Annotated in this window: 26 protein-coding genes; 9 read left to right on the forward strand and 17 right to left on the reverse strand. The window is 70.3% G+C overall.

Translation table 11 applies throughout. From position 1 onward, the window contains the following. Window positions 1–40: 40 nt before the first annotated feature. A complete protein-coding gene (locus DFJ64_RS07245; RefSeq protein WP_115849758.1) occupies window positions 41–433 on the forward strand; it encodes a hypothetical protein in 393 nt (130 codons plus the stop codon). Between the two features lie 49 nt (window positions 434–482). Here the strand turns inward: DFJ64_RS07245 and purL are convergent, their stop codons facing one another. Beyond that, window positions 483–2,765 carry a phosphoribosylformylglycinamidine synthase subunit PurL gene (gene purL, locus DFJ64_RS07250; protein WP_115849759.1) on the reverse strand — a complete coding sequence of 761 codons (2,283 nt, stop codon included), beginning with the start codon at window positions 2,763–2,765 and terminating at the stop codon, window positions 483–485. 195 nt (window positions 2,766–2,960) lie between these two features. On the opposite strand from purL, the gene DFJ64_RS07255 reads away from it, so the two are divergent. The 3 genes from DFJ64_RS07255 to DFJ64_RS07265 are packed head-to-tail and all read left to right on the forward strand — an operon-like array spanning window position 2,961 to window position 6,212. Continuing rightward, entirely contained in the window at window positions 2,961–3,866 is a 906-nt protein-coding gene (locus DFJ64_RS07255; protein WP_245940997.1) for a carbohydrate ABC transporter permease, read from the forward strand. 7 nt (window positions 3,867–3,873) lie between these two features. Then, window positions 3,874–4,857 carry a carbohydrate ABC transporter permease gene (locus DFJ64_RS07260; protein ID WP_211310523.1) on the forward strand — a complete coding sequence of 328 codons (984 nt, stop codon included), beginning with the start codon at window positions 3,874–3,876 and terminating at the stop codon, window positions 4,855–4,857. Then, complete coding sequence (locus DFJ64_RS07265) at window positions 4,857–6,212, forward strand: ABC transporter substrate-binding protein (protein WP_245940998.1); 1,356 nt, start codon at window positions 4,857–4,859, stop codon at window positions 6,210–6,212. Before DFJ64_RS07260 ends, DFJ64_RS07265 begins: the two co-directional genes overlap by 1 nt. 40 nt (window positions 6,213–6,252) lie before the next feature. Here the strand turns inward: DFJ64_RS07265 and purQ are convergent, their stop codons facing one another. The 4 genes from purQ to DFJ64_RS07285 are packed head-to-tail and all read right to left on the reverse strand — an operon-like array spanning window position 6,253 to window position 8,921. Then, window positions 6,253–6,930, reverse strand: a complete 678-nt coding sequence (gene purQ, locus DFJ64_RS07270) for a phosphoribosylformylglycinamidine synthase subunit PurQ (protein WP_115849761.1) — start codon at window positions 6,928–6,930, stop codon at window positions 6,253–6,255. A gap of 16 nt (window positions 6,931–6,946) precedes the next feature. Further along, window positions 6,947–7,207, reverse strand: coding sequence for a phosphoribosylformylglycinamidine synthase subunit PurS (gene purS, locus DFJ64_RS07275; protein WP_115849762.1), 261 nt, complete (start codon window positions 7,205–7,207; stop codon window positions 6,947–6,949). Window positions 7,208–7,261: 54 nt separating this feature from the next. Next, window positions 7,262–8,116: a phosphoribosylaminoimidazolesuccinocarboxamide synthase gene (locus DFJ64_RS07280; protein WP_115849763.1), complete on the reverse strand. Its 855-nt coding sequence runs from the start codon at window positions 8,114–8,116 to the stop codon at window positions 7,262–7,264. A 49-nt stretch (window positions 8,117–8,165) separates the two neighbouring features. Beyond that, window positions 8,166–8,921: a metallophosphoesterase family protein gene (locus DFJ64_RS07285; protein WP_115851900.1), complete on the reverse strand. Its 756-nt coding sequence runs from the start codon at window positions 8,919–8,921 to the stop codon at window positions 8,166–8,168. 123 nt (window positions 8,922–9,044) lie between these two features. Here DFJ64_RS07285 and DFJ64_RS07290 point away from each other — a divergent pair, with 123 nt between their 5' ends. Continuing rightward, window positions 9,045–9,671: an HAD family hydrolase gene (locus tag DFJ64_RS07290; protein ID WP_115849764.1), complete on the forward strand. Its 627-nt coding sequence runs from the start codon at window positions 9,045–9,047 to the stop codon at window positions 9,669–9,671. A gap of 45 nt (window positions 9,672–9,716) precedes the next feature. Here DFJ64_RS07290 and DFJ64_RS07295 read toward each other — a convergent pair whose 3' ends face one another. The 3 genes from DFJ64_RS07295 to purB form a co-directional block, all read right to left on the reverse strand. Next, window positions 9,717–11,153, reverse strand: a complete 1,437-nt coding sequence (locus DFJ64_RS07295; protein ID WP_115849765.1) for a sulfatase family protein — start codon at window positions 11,151–11,153, stop codon at window positions 9,717–9,719. Between the two features lie 64 nt (window positions 11,154–11,217). Beyond that, entirely contained in the window at window positions 11,218–11,853 is a 636-nt protein-coding gene (locus DFJ64_RS07300) for a glycine zipper family protein (RefSeq protein ID WP_147304627.1), read from the reverse strand. A 35-nt stretch (window positions 11,854–11,888) separates the two neighbouring features. Further along, entirely contained in the window at window positions 11,889–13,319 is a 1,431-nt protein-coding gene (gene purB / locus DFJ64_RS07305) for an adenylosuccinate lyase (RefSeq protein WP_115849767.1), read from the reverse strand. Between the two features lie 140 nt (window positions 13,320–13,459). Between purB and DFJ64_RS07310 the strand changes: the two genes are divergently transcribed. After that, window positions 13,460–14,248, forward strand: a complete 789-nt coding sequence (locus DFJ64_RS07310; protein ID WP_115849768.1) for an LLM class F420-dependent oxidoreductase — start codon at window positions 13,460–13,462, stop codon at window positions 14,246–14,248. Here the strand turns inward: DFJ64_RS07310 and DFJ64_RS07315 are convergent. Further along, window positions 14,176–15,072 carry a PucR family transcriptional regulator ligand-binding domain-containing protein gene (locus DFJ64_RS07315; protein WP_115849769.1) on the reverse strand — a complete coding sequence of 299 codons (897 nt, stop codon included), beginning with the start codon at window positions 15,070–15,072 and terminating at the stop codon, window positions 14,176–14,178. The genes DFJ64_RS07310 and DFJ64_RS07315 overlap by 73 nt on opposite strands. A gap of 140 nt (window positions 15,073–15,212) precedes the next feature. On the opposite strand from DFJ64_RS07315, the gene DFJ64_RS07320 reads away from it, so the two are divergent. Beyond that, a complete protein-coding gene (locus DFJ64_RS07320; protein ID WP_245940999.1) occupies window positions 15,213–15,491 on the forward strand; it encodes a DUF1540 domain-containing protein in 279 nt (92 codons plus the stop codon). 90 nt (window positions 15,492–15,581) lie between these two features. Here the strand turns inward: DFJ64_RS07320 and purD are convergent, their stop codons facing one another. The 5 genes from purD to DFJ64_RS07345 form a co-directional block, all read right to left on the reverse strand. After that, window positions 15,582–16,835: a phosphoribosylamine--glycine ligase gene (purD, locus tag DFJ64_RS07325; RefSeq protein WP_115851901.1), complete on the reverse strand. Its 1,254-nt coding sequence runs from the start codon at window positions 16,833–16,835 to the stop codon at window positions 15,582–15,584. A gap of 69 nt (window positions 16,836–16,904) precedes the next feature. Further along, window positions 16,905–17,312: a PIN domain-containing protein gene (locus DFJ64_RS07330; protein ID WP_115849771.1), complete on the reverse strand. Its 408-nt coding sequence runs from the start codon at window positions 17,310–17,312 to the stop codon at window positions 16,905–16,907. Then, complete coding sequence (locus DFJ64_RS07335; RefSeq protein WP_245941000.1) at window positions 17,309–17,923, reverse strand: class F sortase; 615 nt, start codon at window positions 17,921–17,923, stop codon at window positions 17,309–17,311. Before DFJ64_RS07335 ends, DFJ64_RS07330 begins: the two co-directional genes overlap by 4 nt. Continuing rightward, the gene (locus DFJ64_RS07340; RefSeq protein WP_115849772.1) at window positions 17,916–19,049 is read right to left on the reverse strand and encodes a hypothetical protein; all 1,134 of its coding nucleotides are present in this window, start codon (window positions 19,047–19,049) and stop codon (window positions 17,916–17,918) included. Before DFJ64_RS07340 ends, DFJ64_RS07335 begins: the two co-directional genes overlap by 8 nt. 221 nt (window positions 19,050–19,270) lie before the next feature. Further along, window positions 19,271–20,554, reverse strand: a complete 1,284-nt coding sequence (locus DFJ64_RS07345) for an adenylosuccinate synthase (protein WP_115849773.1) — start codon at window positions 20,552–20,554, stop codon at window positions 19,271–19,273. 224 nt (window positions 20,555–20,778) lie between these two features. On the opposite strand from DFJ64_RS07345, the gene DFJ64_RS07350 reads away from it, so the two are divergent. Beyond that, window positions 20,779–21,633: a diacylglycerol/lipid kinase family protein gene (locus DFJ64_RS07350; RefSeq protein ID WP_170152531.1), complete on the forward strand. Its 855-nt coding sequence runs from the start codon at window positions 20,779–20,781 to the stop codon at window positions 21,631–21,633. 121 nt (window positions 21,634–21,754) lie between these two features. Here DFJ64_RS07350 and DFJ64_RS07355 read toward each other — a convergent pair whose 3' ends face one another. The 3 genes from DFJ64_RS07355 to DFJ64_RS07365 all read right to left on the reverse strand — a co-directional run bounded on the left by DFJ64_RS07355 (window position 21,755) and on the right by DFJ64_RS07365 (window position 24,966). Beyond that, window positions 21,755–22,174 (reverse strand): DUF3151 domain-containing protein, encoded by a 420-nt coding sequence (locus tag DFJ64_RS07355; protein ID WP_115849775.1) that lies wholly within the window; start codon window positions 22,172–22,174, stop codon window positions 21,755–21,757. Window positions 22,175–22,999: 825 nt separating this feature from the next. After that, window positions 23,000–24,025 carry a class II fructose-bisphosphate aldolase gene (gene fbaA, locus DFJ64_RS07360; RefSeq protein ID WP_115849776.1) on the reverse strand — a complete coding sequence of 342 codons (1,026 nt, stop codon included), beginning with the start codon at window positions 24,023–24,025 and terminating at the stop codon, window positions 23,000–23,002. 173 nt (window positions 24,026–24,198) lie between these two features. Continuing rightward, window positions 24,199–24,966 carry a GntR family transcriptional regulator gene (locus tag DFJ64_RS07365; protein ID WP_115849777.1) on the reverse strand — a complete coding sequence of 256 codons (768 nt, stop codon included), beginning with the start codon at window positions 24,964–24,966 and terminating at the stop codon, window positions 24,199–24,201. A gap of 276 nt (window positions 24,967–25,242) precedes the next feature. Here DFJ64_RS07365 and DFJ64_RS07370 point away from each other — a divergent pair, with 276 nt between their 5' ends. After that, entirely contained in the window at window positions 25,243–26,271 is a 1,029-nt protein-coding gene (locus DFJ64_RS07370; protein ID WP_245941001.1) for an SIS domain-containing protein, read from the forward strand. Window positions 26,272–26,532: the final 261 nt, after the last annotated feature.

A 26,532-nucleotide genomic window follows, 5' to 3' on the forward strand; every position in this document is an offset into this window, starting at 1 on the left:
GGGCGGGATTACGATCGAGCCCGAACCCGGAGGGAGTTTCATGTCCGGCCCGACCAGTTCCTCCTACCAGCAGCCCACGCTCAGCCCACTGCCCCCGCCACCACCGCGCAGCCGCAAGGGCTACCTCTGGACGCTCTGGCTCGTCACCGCGATCTGGGTGGGTGTGCTGGCCCTCGTGGGCTTCGGTTTCTTCACCCTCCCGGGCGTCGACCCGGTGCGGGCTGGCGGGTGGTACTTCGCGATCTCGCTCATGCTCATCACGCCAGCCGCCGTCGTGGTGCTGGTGCTGAGCTGTGGCGTCGTCGCGATCCTGCGTCGGCTCGGCGCGCGCACCTGGCCCGGCGTGCTCCAGGCGGCGCCCTCCGTCGCGCTCGTCCTCACCCTGCTCTACGTGCTCGCCCGGTGGCTCTTCACCGGCCAAACCGAGGAGTGACCACGCCCGAGCGCTCCGACGGGGCCCGTCGACCAAGGCCAAGAGCCGCCTAGGCGTCCTCGAAGAGCGCCGGCAGGGTGGCTGTCCAGGCGGCTCGCACCTCCGCCAGCGGAACCTCGAAGATCCCCTCCACGGTGAGCCGAGCGTCGTCGCCGGCCTCCCCCACCGTGCCGATCCGGGTGCAAGGGACGCCGTGCTCCGCGCACAGCGCGACGAACCTCTCGGCGTGCTCCGCCGTCACCGCCACCACGGCGCGCGCCGTGGACTCGCTGAACAGCGCGACGAACGGGTCGCCCGGAAGCTCGACCGACACCCCGAACCCGTACCGCAGGCAGGACTCCACGAGCGCCTGGGCGAGCCCACCCTCGGACAGGTCGTGGGCGGCGTCGACCAGACCCTGGCCGGCCGCCTCGACGAGGACGTTCGCGAGCGCGCGCTCGGCCTCCAGGTCCACCGCGGGCGGCCGGCCGCCGAGGTGGCCGTGGACGACGTGCGCCCACTCCGAGCCGCCCAGCTCCTCGCGCGTGGTGCCGAGCAGGTAGACGGTGGCGCCCGGCGTCCGCCAGCCCTGGCGCACCCGCTGACGGACGTCGTCGATGACACCGAGCACGCCGACCACCGGCGTGGGCAGGATCGCCTGCTCGCCGGTCTGGTTGTAGAAGCTCACGTTGCCGCCGGTCACCGGCAGTCCCAGGACGCGGCACGCGTCGGCCAGCCCACGGGTCGCCTGCGCGAACTGCCACATCACCCCCGGGTCCTCGGGCGACCCGAAGTTCAGGCAGTTCGTCACCGCGAGTGGGCGTGCACCGGTCACCGCGACATTGCGGTACGCCTCCGCCAACGCCAGCTGGGTGCCGACGTAGGGGTCCAGGTAGACGTAGCGGCCGTTGCAGTCGGTCGCCAACGCCACCCCCAGGTGGGTGTCATCGGCGACCCGGATCATGCCGGCGTCCTCGGGCTGGGCGAGGACCGTCCTGCCCAGCACGTAGCGGTCGTACTGGTCGGTGACCCACGACCGATCGCACAGGTTCGGCGACCCGGCCAGCCGGAGCAGCGTGGCGCGGAGCTCCTCACCAGTCGTCGGGCGAGGCAACGCGTCGGGGGTGTTCGCCTGGACGCTGTCCTGCCACGCGGGACGCGCCAGCGGGCGGTGGTAGACCGGGCCCTCGTGCGCGACGGTCCGCGGTGGGACGTCAACCACGACTTCCCCACGCCACTCGACGGTGAGCCGCCCCGAGTCGTCGACCTCTCCGATGACCGTCGCGGGCACGTCCCACTTGGCGCAGATGGCGAGGAACCGCTCGACGTTCGCGGGTTCCACGATCGCCATCATGCGCTCCTGGGACTCGCTCATGAGGATCTCCTCGGGCGCGAGCGAGGAGTCCCGCAACGGCACGCGGTCCAACCAGATCCGCATGCCACCCTCGCCCGCGGACGCCAGCTCCGACGTCGCGCAGGACAGGCCGGCGCCACCGAGGTCCTGGATACCGACGACCACGCCGGCGGCGAAGAGCTCCAGCGTGCACTCGATCAGGAGCTTCTCCATGAAGGGATCGCCGACTTGCACCGACGGCCGCTTCGACGGGCCGCCGTCACCCTCGGCGTCCTCGTCGAACGTCTCGCTCGCCAGCACCGACACCCCGCCGATGCCGTCGCCTCCGGTCTTGGCGCCGTAGAGGATCACCTGGTTCCCGACGCCGGACGCCTTGGCAAGGTGCAGGTCCTCGTGCCGCAGCACGCCGACGCACAAGGCGTTGACCAGCGGGTTGCCGGCATAGGAGCGGTCGAAGACCACCTCGCCGCCGATGTTGGGCAGCCCGAGACAGTTGCCGTATCCCCCGATGCCAGCCACGACGCCGGGCAGTACCCGCTTGGTGTCAGCAGCGTCCGCCGGCCCGAACCGCAGGGAGTCCATCACCGCGACCGGCCGGGCGCCCATGGCCAGGACATCCCGGACGATCCCGCCCACACCGGTCGCCGCGCCCTGGTAGGGCTCGACGAAGCTGGGGTGGTTGTGTGACTCGATCTTGAACGTGACGGCGTACCCGTCCCCGATGTCGACGACCCCGGCGTTCTCCCCGATTCCCGCGAGCAGCCGACCCCGGTGGGTGTGGGTCGGCAGGTCGGCGAAGACGCGGAGGTGAGCCTTGCTCGACTTGTACGAGCAGTGCTCGCTCCACATGACGGAGTACATGGCCAGCTCACAGCTGGTGGGGCGGCGGCCGAGAATCTCCCGAATCCGGGCGTACTCCTCGGCCTTCAAGCCGAGCTCGGCGTAGGGCTGCTCGAGATCGGGCGTCTCCGCTGCGTACTTGACGGTGTCGACGGTCACCGAGACGGCTCCTGTCCGGACGCGGCACACGGGTGTCGAGGATGCGACACCGCAACGGTACCGACCGCCGAGGTCGCCCCTCGTCGTCAGGCCTCGTTTCGACGCGGGCGAAGGCCCCGACATCGTGATCGAGGGGTGGTGACCAACCGGTACGTTGAACACCGGGCGAACCACGAAAGACGAGGCAGGTGAGGCGTGAGGCGAACGATCAGCCGCAACGCGTCACGCAGGAGCACGCTGACGTGGCGAGAGACGCGCACCGCCTACCTGCTGCTCGCACCGAGCCTCGTCGGTGTCGGGGTGTTCCTCGTCCTTCCGGTGTTCGTCGTCCTCGCCTTGAGCCTGCGGCAGTGGGACTTGATCACCCCGTCCCGGTTCGTGGGCCTCGACAACTTCAGCTCGATCCTCACCGACCCCGCGGTCGGCAACTCGGTCCTCGTCACGGCGACCTTCGTCCTGCTCGTCATCCCCACCCAGACGGCGCTCGGGCTGCTCATGGCCCTGCTGCTCGACCGCGGACTGCCTGGGTCGAGCGTCTTCCAGGTCATCTACGTCATCCCGTGGATCTGCGCGCCACTGGCGCTCGGAGTGGTCTGGCGGTGGATGTTCGATCCCTCCGAGGGCGCCCTCAACGCCTTGATCGGACACCGCATCGAGTGGCTCACGAGCACGACGTTGGCCCTGCCCTCCGTCGCCGCGGTGGCCGTGTGGTCACAGGTCGGCTACGTGGCGTTGTTCTTCCTCGCCGGGCTGCGGTCGATCCCCCAGCAGCTGTACGAGGCCGCCCGGATCGACGGCGCGAGCGACCGCCAGGTGTTCTGGCGCATCACGCTCCCCCTGCTGCGGCCGACGACGTCCTTCGTCCTCATCACGGGGGTGATCTCGAGCTTCCAGGTCTTCGACACGGTGTACGCGATGACGCAGGGCGGTCCGGCCGGACGCACCGATGTGATCGCCGCCCGCATCTACCACGAGGCGTTCGAGGCGTTCCGGCTCGGCCGAGCGGCCGCGCTCGCCGTCGTGCTGTTCGCGCTGCTGGTGGCCGTCACGCTCCTGCAGCAGATCTACTTCCGGCGCCGGATCACCTACGACCTGTCGTGAGGTGCCGATGACCACGTCCACCGACAAGGGGTCCACCGACAAGGGGTCCACCGGGAAGCGGTCCACCGGCGAGCGGTCCACCGGCGAGCGGTCCACCCGGGAGAGGGTGGGCAGCGCGCGCACGACGGCGACTCCGACCCGACGGGAGTCGCGGGAACGGCGGAGCCCACGACGCTACGCCGCTGACCTCGCGACGTACGCGGTCCTGGTCGCGGGCGCGCTGCTCACCCTCGGACCGTACGCGCTGAGTCTGGCGACATCACTCAAGACGCCCGTCCAGTTCGCCAGGGAAGGCGCGCTGGCGCCACCGTGGCCGGTGACCTTCGACAACTACGTGGCGTTGTTCAGCGGCCGGTACTCCTTCATCCCGCCGCTCGCCATCACCGCGCAGGTGGTCATCGTCGTGCTCGTCGGGCAGATCACCTGCTCGGTGCTCGCCGCCTACGCCTTCGCCCGTCTCCGCTTCCCCGGACGTGACCTGCTCTTCTGGGCCTACCTCGCGACGTTGATGGTGCCGCAGGTCGTCACGCTGGTGCCGCTCTACACGATGATGACGACGGTCGGCCTCCGGGACACGTTCTGGGGCATCGTGCTGCCGTACCTGTTCGGCTCGCCGTACGCCATCTACCTGCTGCGCGAGTACTTCCGAGGCATCCCCGCCGACATCCTCAACGCTGCCACTATCGATGGAGCGGGGACCCTCCGGACTCTCTGGTACATCGTCGTCCCGATGAGCCGGCCCATCCTCGCCACGCTCTCGATCATCACAGTGGTCACGCACTGGAACAACTTCCTGTGGCCGCTCATCATCACCAGCAGCGAGAAGTGGCGGGTGCTCACCGTGGCCACCGCCAACCTCCAGAGTCAGTACTCCAGCAACTGGACGCTCGTGACCGCCGCGACCACGGTGGCGATGGCGCCACTGGTCGTCGTCTTCCTGATCTTCCAACGCCACGTCGTGCGCTCCATCTCGCTCACTGGCCTGCGATAGTGAGCACCGGAAACGACGAAGAAGAAGGGGACACCACCGTGGGTCATGCCCGACGTCTACTCGCCACCACCGCCGTCGTGGCCCTGGCGGCCACCGCCTGCGCGGTAGGCGACTCCAGTGACGACAGCGCCGACTCCGGCAGGACCGTCGTCACCTTCCGGCTCTGGGACGAGCAGGTGGCGAAGGCGTACGAGAAGTCCTTCGCAGCGTTCGAGAAGGAACACCCCGACATCGACGTCCAGATCCAGCTGGTTCCGTGGGCCGACTACTGGACCAAGCTCCCCGCGGACATCTCCAGCGGGACGGTGGCCGACATCTTCTGGACCAACACCTCCAACTTCGGCATCTACGCCGACAGCGGTGCCCTGATCGATGTCGGCGCCGAGCTCGGCGACCAACAGAAGGACTGGAAACAGTCGGTCGTGGAGCTCTACACCCGCAACGGCAAGCTGTGGGGCGTCCCGCAGCTGTGGGACTCGATCGCGCTCTTCTACAACAAGAAGCTGCTGGAGGAGGCTGACATCGATCCCACCACGCTGCACTGGGACCCGGACCCGGCCAAGGACACGTTCCTTCCGGCCGCGAAGAAGCTCACCATGGACGCCGCCGGCAAGCGAGCCGACGAGCCGGGGTTCGACCCCACCAAGATCCAGCAGTACGGCTTCAACGCCGCCCTGGACCCGCAAGGCATCTACTGGAACTTCGTCGGCTCCAACGGCGGCATCTGGCAGGACGGCGACGCCTTCGACCTCGACCGCCCCGAGACGGTGGCGGCCATCGAGTACGTCGTCGACCTCATCAACGAGCACCACGTGGCGCCGCCGGCGGCCGACACGGTCAACAACGGTGACCGGACCCGCGACCTGTTCGTGCAGGGACGGATGGCACTGTTTCAGTCGGGCCCGTACCACCTGAAGACCATCCAGGAGCAGGCCGACTTCGAGTGGGGCGTGGCGCCCATGCTCGAGGGCCCGAAGGGTCGGATCGGTGTCGTCCACGGCGTCGCGGCGGTCGCGTCGTCGGCGACCAAGCACCGTGAGGAGACACTCGAGGTGCTGCGGTGGCTCGGCTCGGCCGAGGGCCAGCGGCCGATCGCGGAAGGCGGCTACGCGTTCCCCGGCGTGACGTCGGTGGAGCAGGCGTACGTCGACTACTGGACCAAGCAGGGCGTGGATCTGGAGGCGTTCCTGCAGTCCGCGTCCGGTGAGACGTTCCCGGCGCCGGTGGGACCGCGGGTCAACGCGGGTGCGACCGCGATGGACCCGATCCTGAAGGAGATCTTCCTCGGTCGCCGTCCGGTCGCGGAGGGACTCGCCGAGGCCGAGCGGGTCGGCAACGCCGCGCTGGAGCAGTAGCGCCGACGGAGGACGGCACGCGTGGGCGAGCGGGCGGGCGTCAGGCGGTCTGGTGCACCAGCCGCCGCAGGACGGAGGTGAAGAACCCGAGCCCGTCGGTCGTCGGGCCGCACAGGAGGTCCACCGCGTGCTCCGGGTGGGGCATCAGGCCGACCACGTTGCCGGCCTCGTTGCAGATCCCGGCGATGTCGCGGTAGGAGCCGTTCGGGTTCTCGCCGACGTAGCGGACGACGACCCGCCCCTCGCCCTCCAGCCGGTCGAGCGTCGCGTCATCCGCGACGTAGCGACCCTCGCCGTTCTTGATCGGGATGACGATCTCCTGCCCGGTGGTGTAGGTCGAGGTCCAAGCGGTGGCGGTGTTCTCGACACGGAGACGCTGGTCGCGGCAGATGAACTTGCGGCGGTCGTTGCGCACCAGTGCGCCAGGCAGCAGGTGCGACTCGCACAGCACCTGGAAGCCGTTGCAGATCCCGAGGACCGGCAGCCCGCCCTTGGCCGCGTCGATGACGCTCTCCATGATCGGGGCGAACCGGGCGATCGCACCGCACCGCAGGTAGTCCCCGTAGGAGAAGCCTCCGGGCAGGACCACCGCATCGACGCCACGCAGGTCGGTGTCGGCGTGCCACAACGCCACGGCCTCCCCTCCGGCCACCCGGACCGCCCGTGCGGCGTCCTGGTCGTCGAGGGAGCCGGGGAACGTCACTACTCCGATACGCATCCGCTCATCCGGTCGGTCAGGTGTGGGACTCCGGCGTCTCCACGCGCACGCGGAAGTCCTCGATCACGGTGTTGGCCAGCAGCTTCTCGGCGGCTCGGCGAATCTCGGCGAGGCGCTCCTCGGTGACCTCACCCTCGACATAGAGCTCGAACCGCTTGCCCTGCCGGACGTCGGAGATGCCGTCGAAACCGAGCCGACCAAGGGCGCCGGCGACCGCCTGGCCCTGGGGGTCGAGGATCTCTCGTTTCGGCATGACGTCGACGACGACCACCGCCACGGTCGCACACTCCTCCCACGAAGCTGCGTCAACACTAGCGAGCACGGGTCAGGCTCAACGCCAGCGGTCACCGGTGAGCCGCTCGTACACCTCGATGTACCGCTGCCGGGTGGCCTCGACCACCTCGTCCGGCAGCTCCGGGCCTGGCGGGCGGCGGTCCCATCCGGTCGAGGCCACCCAGTCCCGGACGTACTGCTTGTCGAACGCGTACTGGGGCCGTCCCGGCTGCCAGGCGTCGGCCGGCCAGAACCGGGACGAGTCGGGCGTGAGGACCTCGTCGGCGAGCATGAGCGTGCCGTCGGCGGTCCGCCCCAGCTCGACCTTGGTGTCCGCGATGAGAATGCCTCGCTCGGCGGCGATCTCGGAGCCGCGCCGGTAGATCTCCAGCGTGATGCGGCGGAGCTCCTCCGCCGTCTCCTCACCCACCGTGGCGGCGACCTCCGCGAACGTCATCGGCGCGTCGTGCTCGCCCGTCGTCGCTTTGCTCGTGGGGGTGAAGACCGGTTCGGGCAACCGCGAGCCCTCGACGAGGCCCGGGGGCAGCGCGACGTCCCGGATGCGGCCGGTTCGGGTGTACTCCGCCAGCCCGGAGCCGGTGAGGTAACCCCGCGCGATGCACTCGACGGGCAGCATGGACAGCCGCCGGCAGCGGATCGCCCGGCCACGGAACGGCTCCGGGACGTCGGTGCTGGAGATCACGTGGTTGGGCACGAGATCCGCCAGCCGCTCGAACCACCACAGCGACAGCGCGGTCAGGATGCGGCCCTTGTCGGGGATCGGCGTCGGCAGGACCACGTCGTAGACCGAGATCCGGTCGGACGCGACCAGGATCAGGTCGTCTCCGTCTTCGAAGATGTCGCGGACCTTGCCGGAGTAGACGTGGGGTAGTCCGAACGACGGCTCGCTCATGCCTCGATCCTCGCAGAGCGCCTCGTGGGCGTCGGAAGCGCGGGGCTGGTCAGGTCCGCCCGTCCCGGGGGCCGAACACCTCGAGCGCCTCGGCGTCGGTGGCCCGGGCTCGGACGAAGTAGTCGGCCCAGTCCGCCGCCTCCGGGTACGTCGACTCCGCGGCGATCCGGGCGCACGCGGCGTCGACGTCGAACGTGGTGCGCCGCAGCGTCACCCCGGCGCCCAGCAGTGCCCAGTGGACGCCGGGCCGGCCGTAGGGCATGCCGACGCTGCCCGGGTTGACCACGAGCCGCCCGTGAGCCAGCCGGACGAACGGCATGTGCGTGTGGCCGCACACGACCGTGCCGATCCCGGGATCCAGGTCGGCGTAGACCTCCGCCCACCGGTCCAGGCGGGAGTCGACGAGGACGACCTCCTCGTCGTTCCGGGGTGTCGCGTGGCAGAACAGCACCGACCCGAGGTCTCCGACCTCCACCGTCACCGACGTGGGGAGGCCATCGAGGAACGCCACCTGCTCGGGCCGCAGCTGCTGGGCGGCCCAACCCGCGATCGGGTCCGGCGTCGGGAGGTGACCGGTCCGCAGGAACTCCACCATCTCCCGATCGGCGTTGCCCCGCACCCAGATCACCCGGTCGCCGAGCTCGGCCAGCCGGTCGAGCACCTCGACCGGCTGTGGCCCGGCGGCGATGTCACCGGTGACCACGATCCGATCAGCGCCGCGGACGTCGGGCTCGGCGAGCACGGCCTCCAACGCCGGGAGGACGCCGTGGATGTCGGAGAGGACAGCGACACGCGCGTACGGCATGGTCGCCATCCTGTCGACATCGACCTCTCCGCGGTGGCGAGTTCGCTCCCAGCGCACCGTGACGTGCCTCGCCGCAGCGGGGGACGCGCTTGACTCCTCCCTCGGCACCGCCAGGATCGGGTCATGGTGGGACGCACGACGATCAAGGCGGTCGTTTTCGACATCGGCGGTGTGCTGGAGCGCGTCGACACGCCGGACGCGCTCGTGTCCCGATGGAAAGCCCGTCTCGGCATGACCGACGAGGAGTTCGAAGCCGCCGCCGACCAGGTCGACCGCAAGGCTTCCGCTGCGCTGAGTCTCCCGGTGCCGGAACGTGCCTATCGCCAGTACTGTGTCGACGCCCTGGGGCTGTCCGAGAGGCAGGCCGACGAGTTCATGCGCGACCTCTGGGACTGGTACTGCGGGGAGCTGGACCAGGAGCTCATGTCCTTCGCCGTCAGCCTGCGCCCGCGGTACGCGACGGCCATCCTGAGCAACTCGGGTCCCGGCGCGCGCGAGCAGGAGGAGGCACGGTACGGGTTCTCGGCGCTCTTCGACCCCATCGTGTACTCGCACGAGGTCGGCTTGGAGAAGCCAGATCCCAGGGTCTACAGGTTGACCTGCGACCTGCTCGGCGTCGAGCCGCACGAGGTGGTGTTCCTGGACGACACCCCGATCTCTGTCGAGGGCGCGAACGAGGTCGGGATGATCGGAGTCCTGCACACGAGCACATCGGAGTCGATCCGGGCCATCACCGCGCTGCTCGGCTGAGCCGCGCGCCGACTCAGCCGCACGTCGACCCGGCCTCGCGTCGACTCAGCTCCGTGCCGACCTCGCCTCTGTCGCCGCCGTCAGGCCGACCTCCGCGCGCCACGCCTCGTGGAGGGCGGTCAGGCGCTCCACGACGTCCGGGTGCTCCGCGGCGAGGTCACGCGACTCGGCGATGTCGTCCGCCAGGTTGGTGAGCCGCACCCCCACGCCGATGTCCGTGTGCTCGGTCCGGCGCAGCGCCTCGGCATGCTGGCCGGCCTCGGCGACGTGCAGCTTCCAGTCCCCCTCACGGACGGCCCACTGGAAGCCGCAGTCCCAGTGCAGCGCCCGGTGGCCGAGTCCTCTGGTCGAGGCCGCACCGTTCGAGGCGGCGCGCAGGGCCGACAGCTGGTCCATGCCGTCGCAGTGCGCCCACGCCTCGGGGTCGGCGCCCGCCGCGGACAGCAGCGTCGGGTACAGGTCGAGGGTGCTGGTGAGCCCGTCGTACGCGCGACCGCCGACGATCCCACCGCCGGTCCAGCGCACGAGGAACGGCACCCTGATGCCACCTTCCCACAAGGTGTACTTCGTCCCACGCAAGGGTGTATTGACACCGAAGTTGCACGTGGAGCCGCCGTTGTCGGTGGTGTAGACGACCACCGTGTCGTCGGCGAGGCCACGACGGTCCAGCTCCTCGAGGAGCAGCCCGATCTGGGCGTCCATGAGCTCCAGCTGGGCGAGGTAGTAGTCGCGGCCGTTCGGCAGGTTGGGGAAGATCGCGCCGTCGTACCAGTCGACGTAGCTGGAGACGCTCGGGTCCCAGTCGTCGTACTTGGCCAACCCTCGCCGCTCGAGCTCGTCGTCCGGCAGCTGGAAGCAGAAGTTGTGGACGGCGTTGAACGCGAGCATGAGGAAGAACGGTTCGCTCTCGTGCCGCGCGACGAAGTCTCGAGCTCGCCTGCCTAGCTCCTCGGTGAGGAAACCTTCGAGCTCGACCTCCTCGTCACCGTCAAGCATCGGTTGCACCGCCATGCGCCAGGACGCCTCCGGGCCGTACGCCTCCACGGCGGCCCGGGAGTGCCGAAGGTAGTGCAGCCGGCCCATCTGCTGGCCGGCCAGACCGTAGAAGCTTTCGGCGAAGCCATGGTGGGGAGGGCACGCGCGGTCCCCCTTGCGCTCCCGACCGTAGTGGACCTTGCCGAGGTAGCCGGTCGCGTACCCCAGATCGGCGAACCGCTCGGCGAGCGACGGCAGGTGGTCGGGAAAGGAGCTGCTGTCGAACCACTGGGCGCCCCACCGCTGTTGGTACTGGCCGGCGATCAGGCCCGCCCGAGACGGGCTGCAGATCGGCGCGGTGACGTACGCCTGGGTGCACGTGATCCCCTCGGCCGCCAACCGGTCGAGCGCGGGCGTGCGCACGCGGGTGTCGATCCCCAGCACGCCGCGATCGGCGTAACCGTGGTCGTCGGAAACGATGAGGACAACGTTGGGCCGTCGCGTCATGTCCCCATCGTCGTGGCCTGGGCGCCCGGCGTCACCTGTCGACCGCAGACCTGCCGGGAACCGGTCAGCGAGGCGGCCCGTAGCGGCGGTAGCACCACTCCTCGTGCCACACGTGGTGGTAGACCCCGCGCGTGAGGTAGCTGCCGAGGTCGGTGATCGGGTACCGGCCGTGGTCGTGGTAGAGCCACCAGTACGGCACCACGGTGGCGACCACGTAGTGCGACACCACGAGGGGGAGGTAGAGCGGGCCGAACAACCGCGCCTGGAGGATGTGCCCGTGCTCGTGCCGGTGGACGGCTGGCGCGACACCGGCGATGACGGTGCCGATCGTGGTGACGTACCGCACGCCCCCGATCGGCGGAAACACACCGTTGACCAAGTGCACGGCGCCGCTGTGCCGGGTGAGGTCCGGCTCGACGCGGTTGCCGAGCAGCAGGTTGACGGCGAGGAAGACCGCGCCAGCCCACGTGTTCGGCAGACTCCAGGTCACGTCGACCGCGACGGCGAGCAGCCCTCGACCGCGACGCACGTCGTACGGCTCCCACCGCGCCACCGCCCAGCCGAAGACGCCACCCGGCACTCCTCCGACGAGCGCACCGAGCGCGAGCCCGATCCAACGCCCGTCCCCGAGACCGCTCCCGAGGAGGAGGCCCAGCCCAGCGGACACCGCGAGGAGGACCAGCGCGACCAGTCCGCCCACCACAGGAGAGGGTGTCCGCACCCTGATCGCGCCCGCTACAAGATCGCGCCAGGCTCGTACGCCGCGGCGTCCGGATAGCGCCGCACGACCTCCTCGACGCGCCGCACGACGGTGGCGACCTGCGCCGACGCGGCGCCGGTGAACGCCAGCGGCTCGTCGAGGAGCGCCGCGAGCTCGTCCCGCGACAGCCCGAGACGATCGTCGGAGGCGAGCCGGTCGAGCAGGTCGTTCTGGTCGGCCCCCTTCTCCCGCATGGCCAGCGCCACGGCGACCGCGTGCTCCTTGATGACCTCGTGCGCGGTCTCCCGGCCGACGCCGCGCCGCACGGCCGCCAGGAGGATCTTCGTCGTCGCCAGGAACGGCAGGTAGCGGTCGAGCTCCCGTCGTACGACGGCCGGGAAGGCTCCGAACTCGCCCAGCACGGTGAGGAACGTTTGGAACAGCCCGTCCGCCGCGAAGAACGCGTCCGGCAACGCCACCCGGCGGACGACCGAGCAGGAGACGTCGCCCTCGTTCCACTGGTCGCCAGCGAGCTCCCCCACCATCGACAGATAGCCGCGCAGGACGACCGCCAGCCCGTTGACCCGTTCACACGACCGGGTGTTCATCTTGTGCGGCATGGCCGAGGAACCGACCTGGCCAGGCTGGAAGCCCTCGGTGACCAGCTCCTGGCCGGCCATCAACCGGATCGTCGTGGCGAGGCTGGACGGCGCTGCCGCCGCCTGGACGAGCGCGGAGAGGACGTCGAAGTCGAGGGAGCGTGGGTAGACCTGACCCACGCTGGTGAGCACTCGCTCGAAGCCCAGGTGCTCCGCGACGCGACGCTCCAACTCGGCCAGCTTGCCCGCGTCGCCGTCGAGCAGGTCGAGCTGGTCCTGGGCCGTCCCGACGGGACCCTTGATGCCGCGCAGCGGGTACCGCGCGATCAGGTCCTCCAGCCGCTCGAACGCGACGAGCAGCTCCTCCGCCGCCGTGGCGAAGCGCTTGCCCAGCGTGGTGGCCTGGGCGGGGACGTTGTGACTGCGGCCGACCATGACCAGGTCGGCGTACTCGGTGGCCCGCGCGGCCAGTCGTGCCAGGGTGGCGACGACCCGGTCGCGGATCAGCTCCAGCGACGCCCGGATCTGCAGCTGCTCGACGTTCTCGGTCAGGTCCCGACTGGTCATCCCCTTGTGGATGTGCTCGTGCCCCGCGAGCGCCACGAACTCCTCGATGCGGGCCTTCACGTCGTGACGGGTGACCTTCTCGCGGGCTCGGATCGAGTCGAGGTCGACGTTCTCGACGACCCGCTCGTACGCCTCGAGCACCTCGTCGGGCACCTCGACGCCGAGGTCACGCTGAGCGCGGAGCACCGCGATCCACAGCCGCCGTTCGAGGACGACCTTGTGCGCCGGCGACCACAGCCGGACCAGCTCCGCGGAGGCGTACCGGGAGGCGAGGACGTTGGGAATCGAGGGCGCTGCCACACCCGCATTCTTTCGCGCTGGGCCCACGCTCGTCTGGACCGGGCCACCGCTCGGCGGTCCAGACCCGTCGGCAAAGACTCCACCACGCGGCGCTCCGGCGCGCCGGACCGGCGGAGAGGTCCCTCGTAGGCTGGGTGAATATGACCAAACCTGTCAGGGTGGCTGTGCAGCTCCAGCCCCAGCACGCCGACTACGCCCAGATCCGGGACACCGTGGCCCGCGCCGAGGAGGCCGGCGTCGACATCATCTACAACTGGGACCACTTCTTCCCGCTCTACGGCGACCCGGACGGCAAGCACTTCGAGTGCTGGACGATGCTCGGCGCCTGGGCGGAGCAGACGTCCCGAGTGGAGATCGGCGCGCTCGTCACCTGCAACAGCTACCGCAACCCCGACTTGCTCGCCGACATGGCCCGCACGGTCGACCACATGAGCGGCGGCCGGCTCATCCTGGGCATCGGGGCGGGCTGGTTCGAGCGTGACTACACCGAGTACGGCTACGAGTTCGGCACACCCGGCACGCGGTTGGACGCGCTCGAGGCCGCGCTTCCGCGCATCGTGCGTCGGTGGGAGCGGCTGAACCCGCCGCCCACTCGCCAGATCCCGATCCTCATCGGGGGTGGTGGCGAGCGGCGCACGCTCCGTTATGCAGCCCAGTACGCGCACATCTGGCACGGCTTCGGCGACGTCGAGACCGCCCGCCACAAGTGCGCCGTCCTCGACCGGTGGTGCCAGGAGATCGGACGCGACCCCAACGAGATCGAGCGCTCGATCGGTGTGGACGGCCCACCCACCCAAGCGGAGGAGTTCGTCGCCGTCGGGATCACCCAGTTCACCGTGGGCGTGTCCGGACCCGACTACGACCTGACGACGCTCCGCCAGTGGATCGCCTGGCGGGACGAGTTCAACGCCAAGACCGGCCGGGGTTGACCGAACCAGCTCTGGCTGGCCAGCCGACGGTCAGTTCGTCCGGTTCCGTCCAGGGACGGCGCAGGGTCAGTCGGTTCTCGTCCGGCTGGCCCTGCGCTCCCCTTTGGAGCCTTTGGAGGAATCTCCCACCGAGGTCGTCGAACACTGGGTGATCCACCATCGCCGCATCCCCGGGGTCCCTGGTTCGCTGAGGAGCCGTGACGACCTCGGACGAGCAGCGCGTGATGATTCCCGCCCGGGAGAGCCGGGCCGTCCAGGTGCGGGCCGGGCAGCGGGACACCCTCGGCGCCCAGCAGCCGACCCGTCCGGTCCACCACCGCCAGCGGCAGGTCGTGGTCCCGTCGCAGCACACGCAGCACCCCGGCGGCCCCCGAGCCGACCGAGATCGCCTCAGCGAGCGCGTCACCCCGGCGCACTGTCCGAAGCAAGGCGCGCTGACGTCGCTCCGCGTACACGGTCGCGACGGCCCGCGACACCGCGGTGAACGGCACGGTCGCGGAGATCTCCAGGAGCGGCAGCTCGGCGTCCCGGCAGGCGGCGATCAGATCCGGTGGCGTGGTCGGAGCCTGCTCGCGGAGCCCGAAGACGATCCCGGCACCACCCGCCCGTACCACGTTGGCGACGAACGTGGCGGAGGACTCGGCGCCCTCGTGCCACAGCCCGTTGGTGAGCACCAGCTCGCGCTGCCGGAGGTAGGGCGACGGGTCGAGGAGCTCGGTGTTGTGCACCCAGACCACGTCCGCGTCCAGCGCCCCGGGGCGACCGGCGGCGAGGACCCGCAGCTCGAGCGCCTCGTCGGCGACCAGCGACCGGATGGTGAGCACGACGGGAACCTATCCCGCCCCCTCGCCGACACCCGGCGCGAACGGATCACCCGAAATTCACCCAATCCCGCACAGCCACGACGTAGCCTGCGCGAAGGGGAACGGGCCACCGCTCGTCGCGAAACGGGGACACCATGCAGATGCCCGTCATCGACAGCTGCACCGTCGAAAGCTGCGCCTACAACCGGCAGCGGGAGTGCCACGCGCTCGCGATCACGGTAGGCAACACGGACGGCGCTCGCTGCGAGACGTTCTTCGACACCGACATGAAAGGTGGCGACCCGGAGAACCTCGGACACGTGGGCGCCTGCCGGATGGTGGACTGCGTGCACAACGTCTCGCTGGAGTGCCAGGCGCCCGGCATCGTCGTCGGCTACCAGCAGGACCACGTCGTCGACTGCCTGACGTACCAGACCTGATCGGCCACCCGTGACCGGGCTGGGCCGGGCCAGGGGCGAGCCGGTCGCAGCGGTCGACCCCACCTCGCCGTCAGGTCTGCGTCGGGCGATTCAGGCCGACTGGCCCGCTGCCTTCGCGGCGATGTCCCGCCGGTAGTGGGCGCCCTCGATGCGAATCCGCCCCACCGCGTCGTAGGCCCGCACCCGGGCGGCGGCCACATCCGGGCCCGTGGCCGTGACCGCGAGGACGCGTCCGCCTGCCGTCACGAGCCGACCGTCCGAGTCGACGGCCGTCCCCGCGTGGAAGACCCGGACGCCCTCCAGAGCCGCGAGCTCGTCCAGTCCCTCGACGAGGTCGCCGCGGCGAGGCGTGCCGGGGTAGCCCTCGGCGGCCACGACGACCGTGACAGCCGCACCGGGATCCCAGCGCGGCGGTTCGGCACCGGCGAGCCCTCCGGTCGCGGCGGCGTGGAGGAGACCGCCCACGGGCGAGCGCAGCAACGTCAATACCGACTGGGTCTCCGGGTCACCGAAGCGGGCGTTGAACTCCACCACGCGCACCCCGCGCGAGGTGAGGGCCAGCCCGGCGTAGAGGAGTCCGGCGAAGGGCGTGCCCCGGCGGCGGAGCTCGTCGACGGTGGGTTGCAGGATGCGCGCGACGACCTCATCGGCGAGGTCGGCGGGAGCCCACGGCAGCGGCGCGTACGCCCCCATCCCCCCGGTGTTGGGGCCGGTGTCACCGTCGCCGACGCGCTTGAAGTCCTGTGCGGGTACGAGCGGGACGACCGTCGTACCGTCGGTGACACCGAACAGCGACACCTCCGGTCCGTCGAGGTACTCCTCGACCACCACCCGCCCGCACGCGGCGGCATGCGCCAGCGCGGCCTCGCGGTCGGTGGTGACGACGACCCCCTTGCCTGCCGCGAGCCCGTCGTTCTTCACGACGTATGGTGAGCCGAACTCGTCCAACGCGGCGGCGACCTGGGTGGGGTCCTCACAGACCCGCGCCGCCGCGGTGGGCACCCCGGCGGCCGCCATGACCTCCTTGGCGAACGCCTTCGATCCTTCGATCCGCGCGGCCTCCGCCGACGGCCCGAAGCAGGGGATGCCGCACTCCCGCACGGCGTCGGCGACTCCCGCGACGAGCGGGGCCTCGGGTCCGATCACCACTAGGTCGACCTGGAGCTTCCGCGCCAGGTCCGCGACCGCCGCACCGTCGGTCGCCTCGACCGCGTGGATCTCCGCGAGCTCGGCGATACCCGGGTTGCCCGGTGCCGCGTGTACGACCTCGACCGTCGGGTCATCCGCCAGCGCACGGACCAGGGCGTGTTCCCGACCACCGGCGCCCACGACGAGCACGTCCATGGCACCCGACCCTAACGACGCCGTGATCGCGTCGATCGCCGACCCCGCCGTCGACACGGGCGACGGACGTCACGACGGCGGCGGGTGCGGCGGCGGGTACACGGCACGCGGGCCGACCACCTCCGCGCCCAGCGCCTCGACACGTTCCCGCAGCTCCCGATCAGCGGTGACCACGACCCGGCGCCGGCGGGGGTCCGCCTGGGCGACGAGGTCGACGATCGTGTCGTCGGCCGCTCCAGCGGCCGAGACAACCCGAACATTCGGCGTGCTCTCCACGCCGCGCGCCGCTCCCTCGACGACGAGGGTCACGTCGACGGGTGGCTCGACCTCGTCCCCGATCCCCGCGACCGCCACCGGGCCCAGCGCTTCCCGCAGACGTCGGATCGCGGCCTCCCGGTCCCGCCACCAGCCGTCCGGCACCGAGCCGACGACGTTCGCGCCGTCGACCACGACGAGGGGTCGTTCGTCACTGCTCACCGATTCAGCCTTTCCCGCGTCGGCACCGCGCGTACCGGCGCGGCGACCACGACGACGTTGGAGAGGTACCTCCGTCCGTCCCAGTCGTCGCAGCTGACCAGGACGAGCCGCGGCGGCCCGTCTCGGGCGAAGAGCCGCTCCGCGGCGTCGGCGAGGGCGTCCTTGTGAAAGGTCTGGACGCGTTCGACGGTGTAGCGCAGGACGCCGCTTGACGTTCGAACGTCGATCCGGTCACCTCGCCGCAGCCGCGACACGTGGTCGAAGGCACCGCCACCGGTGTGCACGGTGTGGCCGGCGACCACCGTCCGCCCTCGCGCGGCACCGGGCGCGGCACCACCGGACCACCACCCGACGACGTCGGGTCGGCGGGGAGGCCGCATCGTCCGATCGGGACCGACGTCGACCGCCACGACCTGCGCCCGGACCCCGAGGCGGGGGATGGCCAAGCGTTGCGGCGGTGCCGGCCTCAGCCTCGGTTCGAGCATGCCGCGGGCGGACGCCGCGGGAGACCGGGCAGCTGTCGGCTCCTCCTCGGCCATTGGTCCCCAGACCACGAGCGCCGCGAAGAGACCAACGCCGAGGAGGACGCCGGCGAGACGGCGCTCAGACACGACGGCGCCGCCGGTGGAGCAGGACGCCGAGGACCACGCCGGCGAGCGCCATCAGCGCCAGGCCGACCGTCGGGCGCTCGACTGCCGTCGGTCGCGTCGCTGCCATTCCCGGCGGCGGCGCGGCGAGCCCGGCGGGGACCGCCGTCGGGACGAGGGTCGGCGCGACCGTCGGCGTCGGCGCCGCCGTCGGCGTCGGACTGGGTGGGGTGCGGCGAACCACCGCCCGGTTCGGACCGCAGGAGACCGTGCCGACCGTGATGTCGGCGAGCTGGTCGGGGACGACGCCCACCCGCAGGGCGGTGACCCGCAACCCGCCCGCCTCGCGGACGCGTTCGTCCGTCGCTACCGTCAGCAGGTCACCGGTCGGCAGCTGATCGGTGGGAAGCTGCTCGAGCAGCTGACTCAGCACGTCACCGAGCCCGGGGATCTCCAGCAGCTCGGCGAGCTGGTCCAAGACGTCGAGCAGCCCGAGCCGAACCCCCTCCGGTGTGATCGTCGCGACGTCGAGTCGTTGCCCGGCGACGACCGCGACGACCGAGGCGTCGACCACGCTGGCCGAGCCGGTGATGTCGTGGGGGGTGGCCCGGCACGTCGCGGTCACCGCCCGACCCTCCACACGAAGCTCGAGCTCCGGCAGCTCGAGCGGCCCCGGCAGGTCGGGCAGCTCCAGCGGTCCCGCGGACGAGAGGACGTCGCCGAGCCCGAGCTGGTCGAGCGAGCCGAGGGAGACCTCGATCCGGCCGCCGGGCTCGACGAGACAGCTGCCGGCCGGACCGACCCGAACCATCCCGTCGCGACCCACGAGACCGGCGCACGCGGCTGAGGTGCCGTCGCCACTGGCAGTGGCGTCCTGGCCGAGCACACCACCCACGACCCCGACCTGATGGTCGAGGAGGGGAAGAACCGGCGTGTTCCGCCCGGAGGTCCGTTCCTCGGCGCCGTCGTGCGTCGCCGTGTAGGCCCCGGTCCCTACCTGCTCGCCCGCGAGGGTCACCGTCGCGGCACTCGCCGACGCCTGGCTGACGGGGATCCGGGCTGGCGCCGACCCGGCGGTCGCCACCACCAGACAGCTGGCCCCGACACCGGCTCCGACGACGATGCCGAGCGCGCGACGCAGCGAGTCCATGAACGCCCTCCCGCCCGGGAGCGAACCGCTCCCGTCCGGACCGCGAACCTGCGCAGTGAGAACGATCGGGCGCGCGCCCGGTTACGACGGTGGGGTGACGCCACGTGCAGACGTCGCCGCGGCCCTGGCCGAGGCACACCCAAACCTGGACGACGCCCTGGCCTGGAGACGGCCCGGTCCGGAGGAAGGGCGGGCGATGAGCGACGCTGAGGGCGGGCGTGTCAGATCAGGTCGCGCAGCACGATGACCGCGTCCCGACCCCGACCGACCCCGATCCCGGCGATGGGTGTGCCGATGAGTTCCTCCACCGCTTTGACGTAGGCCTGTGCGGCCCTGGGCAGGTCCTCGAACGTCCGGCAGCCGGAGATGTCCTCCGACCAGCCGTCGAGGTACTCGTAGATCGGCTTGGCGTGGTGGAACTCGGTCTGGGTCAACGGCATCTCGTCGTGTCGCGTGCCGTCGACCTCGTAGGCCACGCACACCGGGATCCGCTCGAAGCCGGAGAGGACGTCGAGCTTGGTGAGGAAGTAGTCGGTGAAGCCGTTGATGCGGCTGGAGTACCGCGCGATGACCACGTCGAGCCACCCGCACCGGCGGGGCCGACCCGTGGTCACGCCGTACTCGCCGCCGATCTCACGGAGGCGGTCGCCGTCCCCGTCGTGCAGCTCCGTGGGGAACGGCCCCGACCCCACCCGGGTGGTGTAGGCCTTGAGGACGCCGATCACCCGATCGATCCGCGTCGGACCGATGCCGGAGCCGATGCAGGCACCACCGGCCGTGGGGTTGGACGACGTGACGAACGGATACGTGCCGTGGTCGACGTCGAGCAAGGCGCCCTGAGCGCCTTCGAGCAAGACGACCTTGCCCTCGTCGAGCGCGCGGTTGAGCAGCGCCGACGTGTCGGTGACGTAGGGGCGGATGGCGTCGGCGTAACCGAGGAAGCCCTCGACGATGCTGTCGACTTCGATCGCGCGGCGGTTGTAGACCTTGACCAGCAGGTGGTTCTTCTGCTCGAGCGCACCCTCCACCTTCTGCCGGAGGATGCCGGGGTCGAACAGGTCCTGCACCCGGACGCCCACCCGGTTCACCTTGTCGGCGTACGTGGGGCCGATACCACGGCCGGTCGTGCCGATGCGGTTCTTGCCGAGGAAGCGTTCCGTCACCTTGTCGAGGGTGACGTTGTAGGGCGCGATCAGGTGCGCGTTGGCGGAGATCAGCAAGTCGGAGCAGCTGACTCCCCGGGACTCCAGCAGCTCGATCTCGTGGAGCAGGACCGCCGGGTCGATCACCACGCCGTTGCCCAGCACCGGGACGACGCCCGGGGTGAGGGTGCCGGAGGGAAGGAGGTGCATGTCGTAGGTCTCGCCGTCGACGACGACCGTGTGGCCGGCGTTGTTGCCCCCCTGGTAACGCACGCAGTAGTCGATGGAGCTGCCCAGCAGGTCTGTGACCTTCCCTTTGCCCTCATCACCCCACTGGGCGCCAACCAGCACAATCGCGGGCATGGGGATCCTTCCCGGTGACGGACGTCCAGCCGTCACCGCATCCTCAACGAACGTGTACCCAGGCACGCGCGGCGAGTCGCGGCCACGGCTCCTGCGCAGGCCAGGTTAGCCGGTCGACACCCACGCGAGCGTCGCGGTACACGCTGGGGTCCGACGGGCCAGTCTCGGCCGCCGCAACCCTCGCGGAGAGTCACCAAAGGGGATCAGAACGGTATGGTGCCGGCGTGGAGTCCCTGCTTGTGGTGATCAAGGACGACGCCGACGGCTCGGACGAGCAGAGAGTGCGGGCCGCCATCGACGCCCTCAGAGCCCAGGCCGACGTGCAGGTGGCTCGGCTGGCGATGCCGGGCGACCTTGACGGAGCCCTGCACCGACGCGGCGGCCGCACGGTCGTCGTGATCGGTGACGACGACCACCTGCACACCGTCGTGTCAGCGCTCCACCGTCGCAACGAGCTCGACGAGACCCTGGTAGCCCTCCTCCCCGACGGCTCCAGCAAGGACTTCGCGACCGGCGTGGGGATCCCGCCGGACCCGGTGGAGGCGGCCCACGCGCTGCTCCACGGCACCGAACGGCGGTTCGACCTCCTCATCGACTGTCGTGGCTCGGTGGCGGTCAACGCCGTGCAGCTGGAGCGACGTCGAGCGCGGACTGGAGACGACCTGGAGACCGCCCAGGCAGGGCGACGAAGCCTGCTCCCGGACCTGGCGCGGCCCTTGCACGTGCGCGTGCAGGCCGACGACCACGTCCTCGTCGACTTCGACCGGCCGGTGCTCCAGGTCACCGTCGCCAACGTCCTGCCGCCTCGCCGTTCGGCGTCCCCGCCGGCGGCCGACCCCGCCGACGGTTACGCCGACGTGCTCGTCTGCTTCGCACCCAGCCTGCTCGTCCGTGCCCGCCGCCTCCTGGGCCGCGAGACCGACGCCCACGACCGGCCCGTGAAGGTGCGCGCCCGCCGTGTCAGCGTCGCGGGCCAGCGCTTCTCGATGCGCACCGACGGCGTGGCGAGCGGCTCGGAGCGGCGGTGCACGTGGCAGGTGGCGCCGGGCAGACTCCGGATGCTCGTCCCGAAGAGCTGATTTCCGCCCGAGCCGGCACGGGCCCACGCCGGCTGGCTCATGCCGGGTGGGCTCGTGCCGGTGGGCTTCGACCCAGCGGGACTCTCGCCGAGTCTTCGCCGTGCGCGGCCGTCGAACCGGATCAGCCGACGCCGAGCTCGCGAGCCGCGGTCTGGCTCGATTCGGCGAGGAACGTCGCGCAACGCTGCGCCTCGTCCGCCTCTCCGATGGCCTCGGCCGCTCGAGCCAGCGCCGCGAGAGAGCGCAGGAAGCCACGGTTCGGCTCGTGCTCCCAGGGGATGGGGCCATGGCCCTTCCAGCCGTGGCGGCGGAGGGCGTCAAGTCCGCGGTGGTAGCCCACCCGCGCGTAGGCGTAGGCGTCGAGGTCACGTCCCTCAGCGAGAGCGCGTTCAGCCAGGATGGCCCAGGCGAGGGAGTACGCCGGGTGCGCTCGGGCCACGTCGGCCGCGTCCGCCCCGGCGTCCAGCGCCGCACGGGCCCGCTCGTCCTCGGGCAGAGTCGTCGGGGGTGGTTCGCCCAGCAGGTTCTGCCGAATGCTCATGTCGACATCCTGGCGCGTGACCGCTCGATCGATTCCGAACGACCGAGCCCCGGATTCACTGGCGCGTCGACCGCTGACTCACCTCGATGACCGGCTCACACGGAAAGCGACCGAACCGTCGCACTGCGATATCAAGGCCTCGTTGCGAATGCGCCGAGCATCCCTCGTCAAACATGGATTGCGGCAGCGCCCCTCATAGGACTCGCGTCCGTCCGGAGCGCCGCCGCTGTTGATGAAGTTTCGTAGTGAGCTCGAAACGAGCGCAATACCGCAGCTCAGCATCGGTCATGACCGCATGCGGACAGGCAGGTTTCGGTTGCAGTCGGTCGTTATCGGGCTGTTATGAATGGAGCCCCCCAAACGGGCATAGGACTGACAGGAATGCTCTTTCTCTCGCGGAAAGTACAAGCGTGGTGACAGGGCGTCTCTACGCTGTCTCGGTTTCTGGAAATGGCGACTTTCCTGTGAACTTCACCACTCACGTCCCGCGACACGGCGATTCGATGGCGCCTTGTGATCGACTAAAGCCGAATCGTGAGCATCAGGCATAGTCCCGCGTCGACCAGAGCTGACCGGATGCCGAGCAGATCGGATGCTGTGCAGATCGGATGCTGTGCAGATCGGATGCTGTGCAGATCGGATGCTGTGCAGATCGACCTCGCGACGAGCGGGCGCCGGGTCGCTCAGCGGCCGGGCTGATCGGCTGACGGGCGCCGAACAGGTGACGGGGTGCACCAGGAGCGCTCCCGGTACACCCCGTCGTCGCCGATTCGCTTGCTCAGCGCTCGAGGAGACGCTGGAGGAGAAACGTCACGTCGGAGCTCGTCACTTCGCAGACGTGGTCCCCGTCGACCGCAGGTGCTCGCACGCCTCCACGACGCGACGCGCCATCGACGCCTCGGCCGCCTTGCCGTACGAGCGGGGGTCGTAGACCTTCTTGTTGCCGACCTCGCCGTCGACCTTGAGCACGCCGTCGTAGTTCTTGAACATGTGGTCGGCGATCGCCCGGGTGAAGGCGTACTGCGTGTCGGTGTCGATGTTCATCTTGACCACGCCGTAGTCGACGGCGGCGCGGATCTCCTCCAGCAGCGAGCCGGAGCCGCCGTGGAAGACGAGGTCGAACGGCTTCTCCCGGTGGTACTTGGCGCCAACCTCGTCCTGGATCTCCTTGAGGATCTCCGGACGCAGCTTGACGTTGCCCGGCTTGTAGACGCCGTGCACGTTGCCGAACGTCAGCGCCGTGATGTAGCGGCCGTTCTCGCCCAAGCCGAGAACCTCGGCCGTCCGCATGCCGTCCGCCACGGTGGTGTAGAGCTTCTCGTCGATCCGACCGACGATGCCGTCCTCCTCACCACCCACGACACCGACCTCGATCTCGAGGATCGTCTTCGCGGCCTGGGACTTCTCCAGCAGCTCCTTGGCGATCTGAAGGTTCTCCTCCAGCGGCACAGCCGAGCCGTCCCACATGTGGGACTGGAACAGCGGCTCCTCGCCACGCTTCACCCGCTCGGTCGACAGAGCGAGCAGAGGACGCACGAAGCTGTCCAGCTTCTCCTTCGGGCAGTGGTCGGTGTGCAAAGCGATGTTGACGGGGTACTTCTTGGCGACCTCGCGGGCGTACAGCGCGAACGCCACCGCGCCAGTCACCATGTCCTTGACGGTGGTCCCGGACAGGAACTCAGCGCCGCCAGTGGAGATCTGAATGATGCCGTCACTTTCCGCCTCAGCGAATCCACGGAGCGCGGCGTTGAGCGTCTGCGAGGACGTCACGTTGATGGCGGGGTAGGCGAACGCGCCCTTCTTGGCGCGGTCGAGCATCTCGGCGTAGACCTCAGGTGTGGCGATGGGCATGGGACGCTCCTCGAATGGCTCGTAGGTCCTCGCGTGTCCTCAGTATCTCGGACGAGCCGCCGACGACGGTTTCCGGGCCGGAGCGATGGGGGCAGGGCCGCGCGACGACGACATGACGGTTCTTTCCCCCTCGTCCCGTCGGCTCACCCCCAGACGGCCCTCGCCGCGGCGGCTCACCCCGTCGGCCGCCATGGGACCTTGCCCGCATCGCTCGCGCGGGCGAGGTTGACGTGCACCTGGTATCGGTCGCCGCGGTAGGCCGACCGGACGTGCTCGACCGGGCGGCCGTCCGCCGTCGACGTGCGCTCCAGCACGAGCAGTGGCGCGCCCACGGCGACTCCGAGCACCCGCGCGGTCTGCGCGTCAGCGATCTCCGAGCGCATGACCTGCGTGGCGGCGTCAATGACGATGCCATACGAGCGCGCCAGGATGCTGTAGAGAGAACCGGAAAGATCGCGATCGAGCAGCCCGGGCGCCGACTCCGCGTCGTACCACCCGCTCTCCAGCGCCATCGGCACGCCGTCGGCGATCCGCAACCGCTCGATCCGGTACGCCGACTGTGTGGCGGTGAGGCCGAGCGCCTGCCGGACCGGCTCGGGCGGCACCGCCTCCACCGATCGCAGCACCACGGTCGAGGGCTCCAGACCGCGGCGACGCATGTCCTCGGTGAACGACGTCAGCTCCAGCATGGAGTCGACCCGAGGTGGCGCGACGAACGTGCCCTTGCCTCGGACTCGGTAGAGCCGGCCCTCGCCGACCAGCTTCCCGATGGCTTCCCGGACCGTCATCCGGGACACGTTGTAGCGGGCCATCAGCTCGCGCTCCGACGGGATGGGCGCGTCCGGTCGGAGCTCCTTCGTCACGAGCGTCTCCAGGATGCGCCGGAGCTGGACGTGCTTGGGAACCGGTCCATCGGTGACCAGGTCACGTCGTTCACCCACGGCCCTCCTCCTCGTCGTCACCCGCTCGATGCACGTCATCACCCATCGCGCCCGGACCGCGAGCGAGGTCATCCCCCGATCCACCACGTCACGGCCGCCGGCTAAGGTCCCGAAGGGAGTCCTGACCACGCGGGTCCGCGGCATCGTGTCACGCGTGTGCCGGCTGACCGAGCTCGTCGAACGCGATCACGACACACCGTGACGCCCCGTCACCGGTGTCCGCCGACCCCTGTGCCCACGACGACGACCTTGGGAGCTCGCCCCATGATGACCCAGATGGCCCGTGAGATCGCCGAGCAACCCGAGGCGGTCGCGCGGACCTTGGACCAGCTACGGCCGCTTCGCCCCGAGCTGGCCCGCCTCGCGCACGGAACCCGGCACGTCCTCTTCGTCGCCCGCGGTTCCTCCGACAACGCCTGCGTCTACGGGCGCTACCTGCTCGAGACGCACGCTCACCGGATGGCCGCGCTCGCCGCTCCCAGCGTGGCCACTCACTACCGCGCCGCCGTGGATCTCAGCGACACCTTGGTCATCTGCGTGTCGCAGTCCGGCGAGACCCGGGAGATCGTCGAGACCTTGGAGTGGGCCACCGCGCAGGGAGCGCGCACGGTCGCCGTGACCAACGACGGCACCAGCTCGCTCGCCCGGGCGGCCGACCTCACCCTCGTCACCCACGCCGGCCGCGAGCTCGCCGTCCCCGCCACCAAGACCTACACGACCCAGCTGGCCGCCATGGCGATCCTCGCCACCTCGGTCGCGCCCGATCCCCACGCCCTCGACGCGGACTTGGCTCGGGTCCCTGCGGAGATGGCCCAGTTGATCGAGCGGCGTGATGGCGTGGACGAGGCGGTCGAGGCCTTGGCCGCCACCACCGAGACGCTGGTCACCGGCCGGGGACTGCTGCTGGGCACCTCGCTGGAGATCGCGCTCAAACTGGAGGAGACCTGCCTGCGGCCGGTTCGCGGGCTGTCGTACGCCGACCTGCGACACGGGCCCATCGCGGTCGTGGACGCTGACATGGCCGCCGTGGTCGTGGCCCCGCAGGACGGGCCTGTGCTCGGCGGCCTCACCGAGGTGGCGGTGAGTCTGCGCGAACGTGGCACTCGCACGATCGGAATCGGTGGTGACGATGCCTTCGCCCGGGCGTGCGCGGTTCGGATGCCTGGGCCGAACCTCCCCGAGCCAGTGGCCCCGCTCGCGGCAGTCGTCCCCGGCCAGCTCATGGTCGAGGCGCTCGCCCGTCGCTTGGGCTTGAACCCGGACTCGCCACGCGGGTTGTCCAAGGTCACCCAGACCGACGGCTGACACCGGCGCGCCTGGTCGACAGACGACGGTTCGCCGATACGGGCCACGTCGATCACTCGGGCGACGGTTATTCACGCGACACCGTCGCGCTCCGGCGCTATGGTGACGCCCATGGTCGCCGGCTCGTTCGCCGCTTGCTTCTTCATCCGTCCGCGGTCAGACCGCCGCACCGACTCCCGGTGACGGTCTGACCGCCGTCCAGGTTTTCTGTCCGGCCTTTCCTCCAAGGCCCGCTCTCGGCACTTCGCCCTAGGCCGCATC

The sequence above is a fragment of the Thermasporomyces composti genome (assembly GCF_003386795.1).
GTDB lineage: Bacteria > Actinomycetota > Actinomycetes > Propionibacteriales > Actinopolymorphaceae > Thermasporomyces > Thermasporomyces composti.